This window comes from Enterobacter cloacae complex sp. SHL021 (genome assembly GCF_049237765.1).
In the GTDB taxonomy this organism is placed as follows: Bacteria; Pseudomonadota; Gammaproteobacteria; order Enterobacterales; family Enterobacteriaceae; genus Enterobacter; species Enterobacter cloacae.
Window position 1 is genome coordinate 48543 of the sequence record NZ_JBMKJG010000005.1, and the last position, 17151, is coordinate 65693.

Annotated in this window: 14 protein-coding genes; 10 read left to right on the top strand and 4 right to left on the bottom strand. The window is 57.3% G+C overall.

Annotated features, from left to right (window positions below; all coding sequences use genetic code 11):
- Positions 1 to 117: 117 nt before the first annotated feature.
- From iscS to sseB, 9 genes are all read left to right on the top strand, one after another.
- Positions 118 to 1332 (top strand): cysteine desulfurase, encoded by a 1215-nt coding sequence (gene iscS / locus ACOTZF_RS06265; protein ID WP_058680652.1) that lies wholly within the window; start codon positions 118 to 120, stop codon positions 1330 to 1332.
- Between the two features lie 24 nt (positions 1333 to 1356).
- Positions 1357 to 1743, top strand: coding sequence for a Fe-S cluster assembly scaffold IscU (gene iscU / locus ACOTZF_RS06270; protein WP_003860661.1), 387 nt, complete (start codon positions 1357 to 1359; stop codon positions 1741 to 1743).
- A 13-nt stretch (positions 1744 to 1756) separates the two neighbouring features.
- Positions 1757 to 2080, top strand: coding sequence for an iron-sulfur cluster assembly protein IscA (gene iscA, locus ACOTZF_RS06275; protein ID WP_003860659.1), 324 nt, complete (start codon positions 1757 to 1759; stop codon positions 2078 to 2080).
- An 80-nt stretch (positions 2081 to 2160) separates the two neighbouring features.
- Complete coding sequence (hscB, locus tag ACOTZF_RS06280) at positions 2161 to 2676, top strand: co-chaperone HscB (RefSeq protein ID WP_020690034.1); 516 nt, start codon at positions 2161 to 2163, stop codon at positions 2674 to 2676.
- A gap of 14 nt (positions 2677 to 2690) precedes the next feature.
- Positions 2691 to 4541, top strand: coding sequence for a Fe-S protein assembly chaperone HscA (gene hscA / locus ACOTZF_RS06285; protein ID WP_038985688.1), 1851 nt, complete (start codon positions 2691 to 2693; stop codon positions 4539 to 4541).
- 1 nt (position 4542) lies between these two features.
- The gene (gene fdx / locus ACOTZF_RS06290; protein ID WP_003860652.1) at positions 4543 to 4878 is read left to right on the top strand and encodes an ISC system 2Fe-2S type ferredoxin; all 336 of its coding nucleotides are present in this window, start codon (positions 4543 to 4545) and stop codon (positions 4876 to 4878) included.
- Between the two features lies 1 nt (position 4879).
- Positions 4880 to 5080, top strand: a complete 201-nt coding sequence (gene iscX, locus ACOTZF_RS06295; RefSeq protein WP_003860650.1) for a Fe-S cluster assembly protein IscX — start codon at positions 4880 to 4882, stop codon at positions 5078 to 5080.
- Between the two features lie 53 nt (positions 5081 to 5133).
- A complete protein-coding gene (gene pepB / locus ACOTZF_RS06300; protein ID WP_013098291.1) occupies positions 5134 to 6420 on the top strand; it encodes an aminopeptidase PepB in 1287 nt (428 codons plus the stop codon).
- A gap of 79 nt (positions 6421 to 6499) precedes the next feature.
- Positions 6500 to 7276: an enhanced serine sensitivity protein SseB gene (gene sseB / locus ACOTZF_RS06305; protein WP_129317660.1), complete on the top strand. Its 777-nt coding sequence runs from the start codon at positions 6500 to 6502 to the stop codon at positions 7274 to 7276.
- A gap of 17 nt (positions 7277 to 7293) precedes the next feature.
- Here the strand turns inward: sseB and ACOTZF_RS06310 are convergent, their stop codons facing one another.
- The 4 genes from ACOTZF_RS06310 to ACOTZF_RS06325 all read right to left on the bottom strand — a co-directional run bounded on the left by ACOTZF_RS06310 (position 7294) and on the right by ACOTZF_RS06325 (position 11924).
- A complete protein-coding gene (locus tag ACOTZF_RS06310) occupies positions 7294 to 8064 on the bottom strand; it encodes a MurR/RpiR family transcriptional regulator (RefSeq protein ID WP_013098289.1) in 771 nt (256 codons plus the stop codon).
- Positions 8064 to 8909 carry a 3-mercaptopyruvate sulfurtransferase gene (gene sseA, locus ACOTZF_RS06315; RefSeq protein WP_129317661.1) on the bottom strand — a complete coding sequence of 282 codons (846 nt, stop codon included), beginning with the start codon at positions 8907 to 8909 and terminating at the stop codon, positions 8064 to 8066. The genes ACOTZF_RS06310 and sseA overlap by 1 nt, the downstream gene beginning before the upstream one ends.
- Positions 8910 to 8999: 90 nt before the next feature.
- The gene (locus ACOTZF_RS06320; RefSeq protein ID WP_129251975.1) at positions 9000 to 10367 is read right to left on the bottom strand and encodes a 6-phospho-alpha-glucosidase; all 1368 of its coding nucleotides are present in this window, start codon (positions 10365 to 10367) and stop codon (positions 9000 to 9002) included.
- 12 nt (positions 10368 to 10379) lie between these two features.
- Positions 10380 to 11924: a PTS transporter subunit EIIC gene (locus tag ACOTZF_RS06325; RefSeq protein WP_129317662.1), complete on the bottom strand. Its 1545-nt coding sequence runs from the start codon at positions 11922 to 11924 to the stop codon at positions 10380 to 10382.
- Positions 11925 to 12198: 274 nt separating this feature from the next.
- On the opposite strand from ACOTZF_RS06325, the gene ACOTZF_RS06330 reads away from it, so the two are divergent.
- Complete coding sequence (locus ACOTZF_RS06330) at positions 12199 to 17151, top strand: alpha-2-macroglobulin family protein (protein ID WP_129317663.1); 4953 nt, start codon at positions 12199 to 12201, stop codon at positions 17149 to 17151.

A 17151-nucleotide genomic window follows, 5' to 3' on the forward strand; every position in this document is an offset into this window, starting at 1 on the left:
TAAAAAGATAAGTATTTCAGAATCAGGCCGGGGCGAAGCTGCCCCGTGTACTCGGTCGTACATCCAGCCGGTTGCCTGATTCCTTGCATTGAAGCGATGTACGGAGTTTATAGAGCAATGAAATTACCGATTTATCTCGACTACTCCGCAACCACGCCGGTGGACCCGCGTGTTGCCGAGAAAATGATGCAGTGTCTGACCCTGGACGGAAACTTTGGTAACCCAGCTTCCCGTTCACACCGTTTTGGCTGGCATGCTGAAGAGGCGGTGGATATCGCCCGTAATCAGATTGCTGACCTGGTGGGTGCCGACCCGCGTGAGATTGTGTTCACCTCCGGTGCGACCGAATCCGACAACCTGGCGATCAAAGGTGCAGCCAACTTTTATCAGAAAAAAGGCAAGCACATCATCACCAGCAAAACCGAACATAAAGCTGTGCTGGACACCTGCCGTCAGCTCGAGCGTGAAGGCTTTGAAGTCACTTACCTGGCGCCACATAGCAACGGTATTATTGACCTGAAAGAGCTCGAAGCGGCGATGCGTGATGACACCATCCTGGTTTCCATCATGCATGTAAACAACGAAATCGGCGTGGTGCAGGATATCGCGACCATCGGCGAAATGTGCCGTGCGCGCGGCATCATCTATCACGTTGATGCGACTCAGAGCGTGGGCAAACTGCCTATCGACCTGAGCCAGCTGAAAGTCGACCTGATGTCCTTCTCCGGCCACAAAATCTATGGCCCGAAAGGTATCGGCGCGCTGTACGTTCGTCGTAAACCGCGTATCCGCATTGAAGCGCAGATGCACGGTGGCGGTCATGAGCGCGGCATGCGTTCCGGTACGCTGCCTGTTCACCAGATCGTGGGCATGGGCGAAGCTTACCGCATTGCGAAAGAAGAGATGGAAACCGAGATGGCGCGCCTGCGCACGCTCCGTAACCGTCTGTGGGACGGCGTGAAAGATATGGAAGAAGTGTATCTGAACGGCGATCTCGAGCAGGGCGCACCCAACATCCTCAACGTGAGCTTCAACTATGTTGAAGGCGAATCGCTGATCATGGCGCTGAAAGACCTGGCGGTCTCTTCCGGTTCTGCCTGTACATCTGCAAGCCTTGAGCCATCCTACGTGCTGCGCGCGCTGGGTATGACTGACGAGCTGGCACACAGCTCTATCCGTTTCTCTTTAGGTCGTTTCACTACCGAAGAAGAGATTGACTACACCATCAAGCTGGTTCGCAACTCCATCGGCCGTCTGCGTGACCTTTCTCCACTGTGGGAAATGTTCAAGCAGGGCGTGGATCTGAACAGCATTGAATGGTCACATCACTAATCGGTACATAAGGAGAATTCAATCATGGCATACAGCGAAAAAGTAATCGATCATTACGAGAACCCGCGCAACGTTGGCTCTTTTGACAACAGCGACGAGAGCGTAGGTAGCGGTATGGTTGGCGCGCCAGCTTGTGGCGACGTGATGAAGTTGCAGATTAAAGTCAACAATGAAGGTATCATTGAAGACGCGCGCTTCAAGACCTACGGCTGCGGTTCCGCTATCGCCTCCAGCTCCCTGGTCACCGAGTGGGTGAAGGGCAAGTCTCTGGACGAAGCACAGGCAATCAAGAACACGGATATTGCTGAAGAACTCGAACTGCCACCGGTGAAAATTCACTGTTCTATCCTGGCAGAAGACGCGATCAAAGCCGCCATTGCGGATTACAAAAGCAAACGTGAAGCAAAATAATTGAGGTTTGAGTATGTCGATTACCCTTAGCGACAGCGCTGCCGCGCGAGTAAGCTCTTTTCTGGCGAACCGTGGTAAAGGCTTTGGCCTGCGACTGGGCGTACGTACCTCCGGCTGTTCTGGTATGGCTTACGTACTGGAGTTTGTTGACGAACCAGCGTCCGATGACACTGTGTTTGAAGACAAGGGCGTGAAGGTGGTGGTCGATGGCAAAAGCCTGCAATTCCTCAACGGCACTCAGCTGGACTTTGTAAAAGAAGGCCTGAACGAAGGGTTCAAATTCACGAACCCGAACGTCAAAGACGAGTGTGGTTGCGGCGAAAGCTTCCACGTTTAATCGCGCGTCATCCGAAACCCCACCGTGGCTTTATTCGCTACGCGTGGGGTTTGTTCTAACAGGCTACCCCTGAGATTGTTATGGATTACTTCACTCTCTTCGGTTTACCCGCTCAATACCCGATTGATCTCCAGGCGCTGACGATCCGTTTTCAGGACCTGCAGCGTCAGTATCATCCGGACAAATTCGCCAGCGGTACTCAGGCTGAACAACTGGCTGCGGTGTCGCAATCCGCGACCATCAACCAGGCCTGGCAGACGCTGCGCCATCCGCTGGCGCGTGCAGAATATCTGCTTTCGCTCCACGGCTTTGATCTGGCGAGCGAACAACACACCGTACGCGACACGGCGTTTCTGATGGAACAGCTTACGCTTCGCGAAGAGCTGGATGAGATTGAACAGGCCAAAGACGAAGCGCGTCTGGAAGGGTTCATCACGCGCGTGAAGGGCATGTTTGATACCCGGCATCAGCAGATGGTGGCACAACTGAACAACGAGACCTGGGACGTGGCGGCAGACACTGTGCGCAAACTCCGTTTTCTCGATAAACTGCGAAGCAGTGCTGAACAACTCGAAGAAAAGCTGCTCGATTTTTAATTTCGGAAGCAATTATGGCCTTATTACAAATTAGTGAGCCTGGCTTAAGTGCCGCACCGCACCAGCGTCGTCTGGCGGTGGGTATTGATCTTGGCACCACCAATTCCCTCGTGGCGACCGTGCGTAGCGGCCAGGCGGAGACGCTGGCTGACGAGCAGGGCCGCCATCTGCTGCCTTCCGTGGTCCACTACCAGCAGCAGGGCCACGCGGTGGGCTTTGATGCCCGCACTAACGCCGCGCGCGATCCGGCGAATACCATCAGCTCCGTTAAGCGGATGATGGGCCGCTCGCTGGCCGATATTCAGACCCGTTACCCGCATCTGCCGTATCAGCTGCAGGCCAGTGAAAACGGCCTGCCGATGATTGCGACTGCGGCCGGGCTGCTGAACCCGATTCGCGTATCCGCTGACATCCTTAAAGCGCTGGCGGAGCGTGCCACGGCAACGCTCGGCGGCGATTTAGACGGTGTGGTGATTACCGTTCCGGCTTACTTTGATGACGCACAGCGTCAGGGCACCAAAGACGCCGCGCGTCTGGCGGGCCTGCACGTGCTGCGCCTGCTGAACGAACCGACAGCGGCAGCGATTGCCTACGGCCTCGACTCCGGTCAGGAAGGGGTGATTGCGGTTTACGATCTCGGCGGCGGTACCTTTGATATCTCGATCCTGCGCTTAAGCCGTGGGGTGTTTGAAGTGCTGGCGACCGGCGGGGACTCCGCGCTGGGCGGCGATGACTTTGACCATCTGCTGGCGGATTACATTCGCGAGCAGGCGGGTATCAGCGATCGCAGCGATGCGCGCGTACAGCGTGAACTGCTGGATGCGGCCATCGAGGCCAAAATTGCGCTAAGCGATGCTGAGTCAGTCAGTGTGAACGTGGCGGGCTGGCAGGGTGAGATTGCCCGTGAACAGTTTAACGATCTGATCGCCCCCCTGGTGAAACGCACGCTGTTAGCCTGCCGTCGTGCGCTGAAAGATGCCGGCGTTGAGGCGGATGAAGTGCTGGAAGTGGTCATGGTGGGTGGTTCCACCCGCGTACCGTTGGTGCGTGAGCGTGTAGGCGAATTTTTTGGCCGCACGCCGCTGACCTCCATTGACCCGGACAAAGTGGTTGCCGTGGGCGCGGCGATTCAGGCGGATATTCTGGTCGGCAACAAGCCGGACAGTGAAATGCTGCTGCTGGACGTTATCCCGCTGTCGCTGGGGTTAGAGACCATGGGCGGACTGGTGGAGAAAGTCATTCCGCGCAACACCACCATTCCGGTGGCACGTGCGCAGGAGTTCACTACCTTTAAAGACGGTCAGACGGCCATGTCCATTCACGTGATGCAGGGCGAACGCGAACTGGTGCAGGACTGCCGCTCGCTGGCGCGCTTTGCGCTGCGGGGCATTCCGGCGCTGCCTGCGGGCGGGGCGCATATTCGCGTCACCTTCCAGGTGGATGCAGACGGCCTGCTGAGCGTCACGGCGATGGAAAAATCGACTGGTGTCGAATCGTCCATTCAGGTGAAGCCGTCCTACGGCCTGACCGATGGCGAAATCGCCTCCATGATTCAGGACTCAATGAGCTACGCCGAGCAGGATGTGAAGGCGCGTATGCTGGCCGAACAAAAAGTGGAAGCCGCACGCGTGCTGGAAAGCCTGAACGGCGCGCTCGCTGCCGATGCCGCGCTGTTAAGCGCCGCTGAGCGTCAGGTGATTGACGAGGCTGCTGCGCACTTAAGCGTGGTCGCCCAGGGCAATGACGCTGATGCAATAGAAGAAGCCATTAAAAACGTTGATAAACAAACCCAGGACTTTGCTGCTCGCCGCATGGACAAATCTGTCCGCGTCGCGCTGAAAGGCCAGTCCGTGGACGAGGTTTAATATGCCAAAGATTGTTATTTTGCCTCATGCGGACCTCTGTCCGGATGGCGCTGTTCTGGAAGCGAAGACCGGTGAAACCATTCTCGATGTTGCCCTGCGTGCAGGTATCGAAGTGGAACACGCCTGTGAAAAATCCTGTGCCTGCACAACATGCCACTGCATCGTGCGTGAAGGTTTCGACTCGCTTGCCGAGAGCACCGAAGACGAAGATGACATGCTGGATAAAGCATGGGGTCTGGAGCCCGACAGCCGCTTAAGCTGCCAGGCAGCGGTGACCGACGAAGATCTGGTCGTGGAGTTCCCACGCTACACCATCAACCACGCACGCGAGCATTAATATGGGACTGAAGTGGACAGACAGCCGTGAAATCGGCGAAGCGCTCTACGACGCTAACCCGGATCTCGATCCAAAAACCGTACGCTTCACCGATATGCATCAGTGGATCTGCGATTTAGAGGATTTTGACGACGATCCCAACGCATCCAATGAAAAAATTCTGGAGGCGATTCTGTTAGTCTGGTTAGATGAAGCAGAGTAAATCACGTAACGGGCTGCCTTCAGGCGGCCCGTTTGCTAATAAGGATAAATAAAATGACCGAAGCGATGAAGATTACGCTCTCTACGCAACCCGCCGATGCGCGTTGGGGCGAAAAAGCCACTTACAGTATCAACAACGACGGTATTACCCTGCACCTGACGGGCAACGACGATCTGGGCCTGATCCAGCGCGCCGCGCGTAAAATTGATGGGCTCGGCATTAAGCATGTCTCTCTGGCAGGCGAGGGCTGGGACACCGACCGCAGCTGGGCGTTCTGGGCCGGTTATAAAGGGCCAAAAGGCACCCGTAAAATTGAGTGGGCCAACCTTGACGAAGCCGGTCAAAAAGAGCTGGAAAGCCGCCTGACCATTATCGACTGGGTACGTGACACCATTAACGCACCGGCAGAAGAGCTGGGGCCGGAACAGCTGGCACAGCGCGCCGTTGACCTGTTGTGCGGCGTGGCCGGCGACAACATGTCTTATCGCATCACCAAAGGTGAAGACCTGCGCGAGCAGAACTACATGGGCATTCACACCGTGGGTCGTGGCTCTGAGCGTCCACCGGTGCTGCTGGCGCTGGACTACAACCCAACCGGCGATAAAGACGCGCCAGTATTTGCCTGCCTGGTCGGGAAAGGTATCACCTTCGATACCGGTGGCTACAGCCTGAAGCAGAGCGCGTTCATGGACTCCATGAAATCCGACATGGGCGGGGCGGCAACCATCACTGGTGCGCTGGCGTTTGCGATTACCCGTGGCCTGAAAAAACGCGTGAAGCTGTACCTGTGCTGCGCTGACAACATGGTAAGCGGTAATGCCTTCAAGCTCGGCGACATCATTCGCTACCGCAACGGCAAAAATGTTGAAGTGATGAACACCGATGCAGAAGGCCGTCTGGTGCTGGCTGATGGCCTGATCGACGCTTCTGCCCAGAAGCCAGAGTTGATTATCGATATGGCCACCCTGACCGGCGCGGCAAAAACGGCGCTGGGTAACGACTACCATGCGCTGTTCAGCTTTGATGACAAGCTGGCGGCCCGCCTGCTGGCAAGCGCCGCGGCAGAAAACGAACCGTTCTGGCGTCTGCCGCTGGCGGAGTTCCACCGCAGCCAGCTGCCGTCAAATTTTGCCGAACTGAATAACACCGCGAGCGCGGCATACCCGGCGGGTGCAAGCACCGCAGCAGGCTTCCTGTCCCACTTCGTTGAGAACTATCACGAAGGCTGGCTGCATATCGACTGCTCCGCAACCTACCGTAAAGCGGCAGTTGAGCAGTGGTCTGCGGGCGCGACCGGCCTGGGCGTGCGTACCGTGGCGAACCTGCTGACGGCTGAGTAATGCTTTTTGCCCTCACCCTAACCCTCTCCCTTGAGGGAGAGGGCCGGGGTGAGGGGGAAATTCGACATCTGGAATTGTTATGTCCGAAACCAAAAACGAATTAGAAACCCTGCTGGAACAGGCGGCGACCGAGCCCGCCCACCGTCCGGCATTTTTCCGCACGTTGCTGGAATCCACCGTCTGGGTGCCAGGAACCGCGGCGGAAGGTGAGCAGGATGTTGAAGACAGCGCGCTGGATCTGCTGCACTGGGAGAAAGACGACGGCACCTCGGTGATCCCGTTCTTTACCTCGCTGGAAGCGCTGCAGACCGCCGTTGAAGATGAACAGGCGTTCGTGGTGATGCCGGTACGCACGCTGTTCGAAATGACGCTGGGCCAGACGCTGTTCCTTAATGCGAAACTGCCGACCGGGAAAGAATTCACGCCGCGTGAAATCAGCCATCTGATTGGTGAAGAGGGTAACCCGCTCAGCACCCAGGAAGTGCTGGAAGGGGGCGAAACGCTGCTGCTCTCTGAAGTGGCCGAACCGCCAGCGCAGATGATCGATTCCCTGACCACGTTGTTCAAAACCCTGAAGCCGGTAAGACGCGCGTTCCTCTGTTCGATTAAAGAGCAAGCGGATGAACAGCCGGTACTGTTGATTGGTATTGAAGCTGACGGTGATATTGATGAGATCATCCAGGCGGCGGGCAGTGTGGCCACTGATACGTTGCCGGGCGATGAGCCAATTGATATCTGCCAGGTGAAGAACGGTGAGAAGGGCATCAGTCACTTTATTACCGAGCACATCACACCGTTCTATGAGCGTCGCTGGGGCGGTTTCCTGCGCGATCTCAAAACCAACCGCATCATCTGATTACAGCGGGGTGACTGTCACCCCGTTGCTTCCAGCAGCAGTAAATCCATCAGCAGTACCAGATTCGACTCAAACGACGTCACCCCTGCGGCTTCCGCGGCGTAATGCACCGCCTCGTCATAGAGAGCGAAGTGCACGTCCGCCATGCCCGCCAGCGTATTGGCCGAGGCGCGGGTAAACGCGACAATCGTCATCCCGACGTTTTTGGCGATCCGCGCTTTATCCAGCACCTGCTCTGTTTCGCCGCTGCGCGAGACGGCAATAAATACCTGATAACGGGCGGCGTTGCTGAGGAAAATGTTCCGGCTGTCACCCGGCCCGGAGATAAACGCCGTTTTCCCCAGCACCTGCAGTTTTTTGGTCAGGTATTCGGCAAACAGATAGGAAAACCCGGCACCGTAGAGAAAGAAGCTCTCTTTGTGACGCAGCAGGTCGGCAAACTGCAGACGCTTCTCATCGGTCACCCACTGGAATGTCTGCTGATAGTTGGCAATAAACTGGCTGAACAGCGCGGGCAACTGCGGAAGGGCGTTTCCTTGAGTCGTAATATGCGGCGTGTCGGTGAGGAGCTGTTTGCAGTGCCAGATAAACTCGCTAAACCCGCTGAACCCCAGCTTCTGACACAGCCGCATAATCGTCGCGGTAGAGACAAATGTCGCCTGCGCCAGTTCCCGCACCGTGATGTTACCCACCAGCAGTGGATGCTCCGTGAGGTGGGCGAGTACGCGATATTCCGCGCGGGTCAGCGATTCCCCGCGCGTTAACAGCGTGGCCAGGCGGTTATCCATTATTTCGCGGGTTCAACCGGCAGGTCGTCCCGCGCACCCCACTCACTCCAGGCGCCATCGTACAGCGTGACGTCGTTTACGCCGAGCGTGGCGAGCGCCAGGATCACCACGCAGGCCGTTACGCCGGAACCGCAGCTGGCAATAATCGGACGGTGTAAATCCACGCCCTGACGATCAAAAATCGCGCGTAGCTCATCGGTGGTTTTCAGTTCGCCCTCAAACACCAGATCGCCCCACGGCACGTTCAACGCCCCCGGAATGTGTCCGCGTTTCAGGCCAGGGCGAGGTTCGTCCGCTTCAGCGTTAAAACGTGCGGCAGGACGCGCATCGACGATTTGAGCAGTGTTTTCATGGCTGACGACCAGCACGTCGGTCAGGCGTTTCACCACATTTGCGTCAAACGTCGCGTCAAAATCCCCCTCCGGCAGCGTCACGTCCCCCTGCTGCAGCGGCAGTTCGTCGCGCTTCCAGCCAGCCAGACCCCCCGCCAGAATCGAGACTTTCTCGACGCCGAAGTTTTTCAGCATCCACCACGCGCGCGGGGCAGAGAAGAGGTTACCTTCATCATAAACAACGAGGTGTTTGTCTTTGCTGATGCCCAGCTCGCGCATCGCTACGGAGAAGGCTTCCGGGCGCGGCAGCATGTGCGGCAGAGGGGAGGTGTGATCGGAGAGGGCTTCGATATCATAAAATACCGCGCCCGGCAGGTGCCCTGCGCGGTATTCACCGGGAACGTCACGATGCTCCTGGCCCGGAGGAGCCATACGCGCGTCAATAATCTGCACTTCAGGATCGTCGCCGTGCTCAATCAGCCAGTCGGCGGCGACAAAATATGAGGTGGACATGGGTTGCCTCCATTCTTTTCCGTAAAAAAGGATTGTCGGTGTTTTTTCTGACACCGACAAGCAAACCACGTTCAACTCGCGAGCAAGCCCCTATTTTTTCACCGCTTCGCCGTTCTGCCAGGCTTTTTGCAGCGCAGGCCAGTACTCGCGGTTAGCCTCGATCATCTCATCCAGAATCGCTTTCGCGTGCTCCATGGTCGGCACGGTGCGGTTCAGGGTAAATGCCTGCAGCGCTTTCTCATAGCTCCCTTCAATGGTTGCTTCCACCAGCAGTTGTTCAGAGGCGAGCTGCTGTTGCAGCAGCGTCTGATGGAACAGCGGCACCTGGCCCACGCGGACAGGCTCTGGCCCCTCGGATGTGATATAAGCGGGAACCTCGACGACCGCATCGTACGACAGATTGGTAATTGCCCCGCGGTTTTCCACCATCACCAGATGACGGCTCCGCAGGTTGAAGGCCAGCGAGCAGGCGACATCGACGATAAACTCGCCGTGAACGCCAACGTGGAAGGCGTCCGGCAGGATCCCGGTACGCTTATATTCTTCGGCTGCGGCAAACAGCTTTTTCTCGCGCCCGTTCATCACTTCGTTAGCGCGGGTGTAGTCGGGGTTCTGATGCTCGACAATCTGGTTCGGCATCAGGTAGTACTGCAGATACGGGTTCGGCAGATACTCCGGGAAGTTATCCATGATCGGCTTGATGTTGCGCCAGGTTTTTACCCACGACGGATCGGAGTGCTGTGGGTCGGTTTTGGCGGCATCTTCCGTCAGCAGACCAAACTTCGCGATATGTTTACGCAGCTCCGGCAGCTTGTCCTCGCCGTCCACCAACACACGGGTAAACCAGCCGAAGTGATTCAGCCCAAAGTAGTCCACCTCCAGCTTGCGGCGATCGACCCCCAGAATGGCTCCCATGTTACGCATTGCGGCAACCGGCATATCGCAAATATTCAGCACGCGGGCGTTCGGCCGCAGGCGACGCACCCCCTCTGCGACGATTGCCGCCGGGTTGGAGTAGTTTACGATCCATGCTTTTTCATGCGCGTAGCGATCCACCAGATCGATAAGCTCGACCATTGGCAGGATCGTACGCAGCCCGTAAGCCAGCCCGCCGGGGCCGCAGGTCTCCTGACCAACTACGCCGTGTCGCAGCGGGATCTTCTCATCCTGCTCGCGCATTTTATACTGGCCAACGCGCATCTGGGCGAAGACGAAGTGTGCGCCGCTGAAGGCCACTTCCGGGTCATTGGTGACGGTAAATTTGATGCTCTGGCTGTGGTCGCGGATCACTTTTTCCACCACCGGGGCTATCGTGTTCTGACGCGCCTCGTCGATGTCGTAGAGGCGGATTTCGGCCAGCGGGAAGTCCTGCAGACGCACCATCAGGCTTTTCACAATACCTGGCGTGTAGGTGCTACCGCCGCCAGCAATCGACAGAATGAATGGGGGTGTAAACATCTTTAGCTCCTTTCAGAGAAACGTCTCAACGGCTTCTCGCATTTTTTTGACATGCAGCCCGTAGACCACCTGAACGTTGTTACCTTGTTTGATAATCCCTTTTGCGCCGGTCGCTTTCAGGCGCGGCTCATCAATGATGGCGACATCCTTCACCGTCACACGTAAGCGGGTGTAGCAGTTATCCACCACTTCAATATTTTCCCGGCCGCCCAGACCGACGACGATGGAATCACCCAGCCCGTCGTTATTGCCCTTCGCCTGGTACTCCTGTTTGCTGTAAAGGCGCGTCTCCTGATCCTCATCTTCACGGCCTGGCGTTTTCATGTTGAAACGCAGGATCAGGAAGCGGAACACCACAAAGTAGAGGGCGAACATGATCAGCCCGACCACGATGTACATCGGCCAGTTGGACTTCTCCGTGCCGAGCGGCAGGTTGTAGAGAATAAAATCGATAATCCCGTTAGCGCCGATGGCGTGAACACCCAGCAGGGAGAACAGCATCATCCCGATACCCGTCAGCACCGCGTGCACCACGAACAGCAGCGGGGCGACAAACAGGAAGGAGAACTCGATGGGCTCGGTGACACCGACCAGCAGCGAAGTGAGCGCCGCCGGGATCAGAATCGCTTTTGCTGCCGCTTTACGCTCCGGCTTTGCGGTCATGTACATCGCCAGCGCCGCCGCCGGCAGGCCAAACATCTTGCTGATGCCGCGCGCATCCCATACCACCGTGCTGCTGAGCTGTTTCACCTCCGGACAGGCCATCTCCGCGAAGTAAATGTTGCGCGCGCCCTGATAAACCGTACCGCACACCTCTTGCGTGCCGCCCAGTTCGGTATACAGGAATGGGGTATAGACCAGATGATGCAGACCGGTGGGCACCAGAATGCGCTCAAGGAAGCCGTAGATCGCCACGCCGAACGGACCGGAACCTTTGATGGCAAGCGCCATTGCGCTAATGCCGTGCTGGGCAAACGGCCACAGCTCGCTCATCACTACGCCGAGCAGCATGGAAACGGGCAGCATCACAATGGCGACAAAACAGTGACCAGAGTAAATCGCCATCGCGCCGTTAAACTGTACGCCGGAGTATTTGTTGTACAGGTATCCGGAAAGCGCGCCGGTCAGGATCCCGGCGAACACGCCCATCTCCAGCACCTGAACGCCCAGCACCATGGTCTGCCCGGCGGCTTTCATCTGTGCTGCGGGTGCCAGTTCGCCCTGAAGCTGTAGCGTGACGTTCATGGCGTTGATAAACACCACAAACGTTACCAGCCCAATCAGCGCCGCGTAGCCTTTGTCCCGTGTTGCCAGACCAATCGGGATGCCGACGGCAAACACCAGGGCCAGGTTAACCAGCACCGACACGGCAGATTTGGCGATCAGCTGGCCGATGTTCTGGATCAGCGGATGGCCGAGAAACGGCAGATACTCGGCCAGGTTGCCATTGCCCAGCACATTGCCAAAGGCGATAAACAGACCGATGATCGGTAAAATAAGTACCGGTCCGTACAATGATTTTCCGAAATTTTGTAGGGCGTTCACGGCTCGTTTCATGGCTTTCTCTCTTATTGAACCGCGCACTCGGGGTGCGTCTTGAGCTTAAAACTAGCAGGCTCCCGGCGAGCTTATCCAGCTATCTTCTTGTTTTAAAAACAAATGACGTGAAAGGTAACATGTGACGTTTGACGTTGTGATCGGCGTAACATCACCACGTTGACGATGCGAGCCGCCTTCCAGATCCTAAAAATGGACTTTTTGTATTAACGAAACTTGCGGATAATACTTATCCGGAAGACGACCAACAGGCTCCATGGGCCAGGGACAAAGGATGAAACCGTTTCGCTTAGCCGCGCTCTCTCTTGCGCTGCTCACCACGTTTACGCTTGTCGGCTGTGATAACAGCGACGATAAACCTCAGGCTGCGGCTCCCGCGGCATCTACAGCAACCACACCAAAAGCGGCGGAAAAGCCAGACGCTGACAAGCTGGCAAAACTGGCGGCACAAAGTCAGGGCAAAGCGCTCACTCTGCTTGATGCCTCTGAAGTGCAACTGGACGGCGCCGCTACGCTGGTGCTGACATTTTCTGTTCCACTGAATCCGGATCAGGATTTCTCGAAAACCGTGCATGTCGTGGATAAGAAAAGCGGCAAGGTTGACGGGGCGTGGGAACTGGCGCCGAACCTGAAAGAGCTTCGTCTGCGCCATCTGGAGCCTAACCGCAATCTGGTCGTCACCGTGGAACGCGATCTGCAGGCGTTAAACAAAGCGACTTTTGGCATCGACTACGAAAAAGCCCTGACCACCCGGGATGTCGAGCCGACGGTCGGCTTCGCCAGCCGCGGGTCACTGCTGCCGGGTAAAGTGGTGGAAGGCTTGCCTGTCATGGCGCTCAACGTCAATAACGTGGACGTGAACTTTTATCGCGTGAAACCGGAGTCGCTGGCTTCATTCGTCAGCCAGTGGGAATACCGTAACTCGCTGACCAACTGGGAATCTGACAATCTGCTGAAGATGGCCGAGTTGGTTTATACCGGTCGTTTCGATCTTAACCCGGCACGCAACACGCGTGAAAAACTGCTGCTGCCGCTGAAAGATATCAAGCCGCTCCAGCAGTCGGGCGTCTATATCGCAGTGATGAATCAGGCAGGGCACTACAACTACAGCAATGCCGCCACGCTCTTCACCTTAAGCGATATTGGGCTGTCCGCTCATCGTTATCATAACCGTCTCGATATCTTCACCCAGAGCCTGGAAAACGGTGCGGCGCAATCCGGCGTAACCGTCACGCTGTTAAACGATAAAGGGCAGACCCTGGCTGAGGCGAACAGCGATGCCGACGGCCATGCAAAGCTCGAAACGGACAAAGAAGCCGCGCTGATCCTTGCCAGTAAAGATGGTCAGACTACGCTGCTTGACCTCAAGCTGCCGGCGCTCGATCTCGCGGAGTTCGACATTGCTGGTAGCCCGGGCTACAGCAAACAATTCTTTATGTTTGGCCCGCGTGACCTCTATCGCCCAGGCGAAACGGTGATCCTGAACGGCTTACTGCGCGACAGCGACGGTAAACCGCTACCCGCGCAGCCGGTGAAGCTGGATGTGCTTCGCCCGGACGGGCAGGTAGCGCGTACCGTCGTCGTCCAGCCGGAGAATGGTCTCTATCGCTTTAACTATCCGCTGGACAGCGGGGCGCAAACCGGCATGTGGCATATCCGCGCCAATACGGGCGATAACCAGCAGCGTCTGTGGGACTTCCATGTCGAAGATTTTATGCCAGAGCGTATGGCGCTGAATCTGAGCGGACAAAAAACGCCGGTTTCACCGCAGGATAACGTCGACTTTAACGTGGTGGGATATTACCTCTACGGCGCACCGGCCAACGGTAATGCCCTGCAGGGGCAGCTCTTTTTGCGTCCACTGCGTGAAGCGGTTCCGGCGCTGCCTGGCTTCCAGTTTGGCGATATCGCCGAAGACAACCTGAGTCGCAGCCTGGATGAAGTGCAGCTTACGCTTGATGAACAGGGGCGTGGGCAGGTCTCTACAGAAAGCCAGTGGAAAGAGGTGCACTCTCCGCTTCAGCTGATCCTGCAGGCCAGCCTGCTGGAATCAGGCGGTCGTCCGGTGACGCGTCGTGCTGAACAGGCTATCTGGCCAGCAGCCGAATTACCGGGTATTCGTCCTCAGTTCGCCAGCAAGGCGGTGTATGATTACCGCACCGATACCACCGTTAACCAGCCTATCGTCGATGAAAACGGCAACGCCAGTTTCGACATTGTCTATGCCGATGCCAGTGGGGCGAAAAAGGCTGTTTCCGGGTTACAGGTGCGCCTGATCCGCGAACGCCGCGACTACTACTGGAACTGGTCAGAAAGCGATGGCTGGCAGTCCCAGTTTGATCAAAAAGATCTCATTGAAGGCGAGCAGGAGCTGACCCTCAAGGCCGATGAAACGGGTAAAGTGACGTTCCCGGTAGAGTGGGGCTCCTATCGTCTGGAAGTGAAAGCGCCTGATGACGTGGTCAGCAGCGTACGTTTCTGGGCCGGGTACAGCTGGCAGGATAACAGTGACGGCACGGGAGCCGCGCGCCCCGACCGCGTGACCCTGAAACTGGATAAGCCTTCTTACCAGCCGGGTGACACCATCCAGTTGCATATCGCCGCACCTGCCGCAGGTAAAGGCTATGCGATGATCGAATCCAGCGAAGGGCCACTGTGGTGGAAAGAGATCGACGTCCCGGCCAACGGACTGGATCTGTCTATTCCGGTAGACAAAGCCTGGAAACGCCACGACCTCTATCTCAGCACGCTGGTGGTTCGCCCTGGCGATAAATCCAAATCCGCCACGCCGAAGCGGGCGGTTGGCCTGCTGCATCTGCCGATGGGGGATGAAAATCGCCGTCTGAATATCGCGCTGGATAACCCGCAGAAAATGCGCCCTAACCAGACGCTTTCCGTGAAAGTAAAAGCCAGCGTTAAAGAGGGCCCGGTACCACAGAAAGTGAACGTGTTGGTCTCCGCGGTGGACAGCGGCGTGCTGAACATTACCGATTACGTCACGCCGGATCCGTGGCAGGCCTTCTTTGGTCAGAAGCGCTATGGCGCGGATATCTACGATATCTACGGCCAGGTGATTGAAGGCCAGGGACGTATGGCCGCGCTGCGTTTTGGTGGTGACGGCGATGAGCTTAAACGCGGCGGTAAGCCGCCGGTGAACCATGTCACCATTATCGCCCAGCAGGCACAGCCTGTGACGCTTGATGCGAATGGTGAAGGGTCCATCACCCTGCCAATTGGAGACTTCAACGGTGAGCTGCGTCTGATGGCGCAGGCCTGGACGGAAGAGGATTTCGGCAGCAGCGAAAGCAAAGTGATTGTGGCCGCGCCGGTCATTACCGAGCTTAATACGCCGCGCTTCCTGGCAAGCGGCGATACCTCACGGTTGACACTGGATCTCACTAACCTGACCGATCAGCCGCAAACGCTAAATGTGGCCTTAACCACGACCGGCAAGCTGTCGCTGGAAGGGGCACAGCCGCAGCCTGTCAAACTGCCACCGGGTGCGCGCAGCACGCTGTTTATTCCGGTGCGTGCACTGGAAGGTTACGGTGACGGCGAAGTGACGGCGCAGGTAACAGGACTTCAGCTGCCTGGCGAGACCTTCGCTCCGCAGCAGAAGAGCTGGAAAATCGGCGTCCGTCCTGCGTTCCCGGCGCAGACGGTGAATACCGGGGCCATGCTGAACCCGGGTGAGTCCTGGACTGCGCCAGGGCAGCATATCAACGGCTTCTCTCCCGCTACATTGCAGGGACAACTGCTGCTTAGCGGCAAACCGCCGCTTAATCTGGCGCGCTATATCCGTGAGCTGCAGGCATATCCTTATGGCTGTCTTGAACAAACCACCAGTGGCCTGTTCCCGTCTCTCTATACCAACGCGTCACAGCTGAAGGCGCTTGGCATTAAAGGCGACACGGACGACAAACGTCGTGCTGCCATTGATATTGGCATCTCCCGCCTTCTGCAGATGCAGCGTGATGACGGTGGTTTTGCGCTCTGGGATAAAAACGGTCCGGAAGAGTACTGGCTGACTGCCTATGTCACGGACTTCCTGGTGCGTGCCGGTGAGCAGGGCTACAGCGTGCCGACGGATGCGGTCAATAATGCCAATAGCCGACTGCTCCGCTACCTGCAGGATCCGGGCATGATGTCCATCCGCTACAGCGACGATACTCAGGCCAGCAAATTTGCCGTGCAGGCCTATGCCGCACTGGTACTGGCGCGCCAGCAAAAAGCCCCGCTGGGTGCGTTGCGTGAAATCTGGGATCGTCACGGGCAGGCGGCTTCCGGTCTGCCGCTGATGCAGCTCGGTATGGCACTCAAACTGATGGGGGATGCCCCGCGCAGCCAGCAGGCGCTGGATCTGGCCCTCAAAACGCCGCGCAACGACAGCAGAAACTGGATGGCGGATTACGGTAGCGCGCTTCGTGATAACGCGCTGATGCTCTCCCTTCTGGAGGAATACAAGCTGCTGCCGGATGCGCAAAATAGGCTGCTGAATGCCCTGTCTGAACAGGCCTTCAGCCAGCGCTGGCTGTCTACGCAGGAGAGTAACGCGCTGTTCCTGGCCGGACGTTCGCTACAAACTCTGTCCGGAGCATGGCAGGCGGAAACCTCACTCTCGGGTAGCGCATTGAGCGGTGACAAGGCGCTGGTGCAGAATATGAATGGCGATCAGCTTGGTGCGCTGCAGGTGACCAACACCGGCACGACACCGCTGTGGGTGCGTCTGGATAGCACCGGTTACCCGGACTCAGCCCCTCAGCCATCCTCGAATGTTCTGCAGATTGAACGCCATATTCTGGCAACCGACGGCAGTTCGAAATCGCTCTCTTCGCTGAAGAGCGGTGAGCTGGTGCTGGTATGGCTGGAAGTGAAGGCCAGCCAGAACGTGCCGGATGCGCTGGTGGTGGATCTCCTCCCGGCGGGTCTGGAGCTGGAGAACCAGAACCTGGCAAGCAGCAGCGCCAGCCTGCAGGACAGCGGCAGCGAAGTGCAGAACCTGCTTAGCCAGATGCAGCAGGCGGATATTCAGCATATGGAGTTCCGCGACGACCGCTTTGTGGCCGCAGTGCCGGTAAACGAAGGGCAGCCGGTTACGCTGGTTTATCTGGCGCGCGCCGTGACGCCGGGAACGTACCAGGTACCGGTGCCGCTGGTGGAGTCCATGTATGTTCCGCAGTGGCGGGCAACGGGTGCGGCCAGTGGCCCGCTGATTGTTGTACCGTAA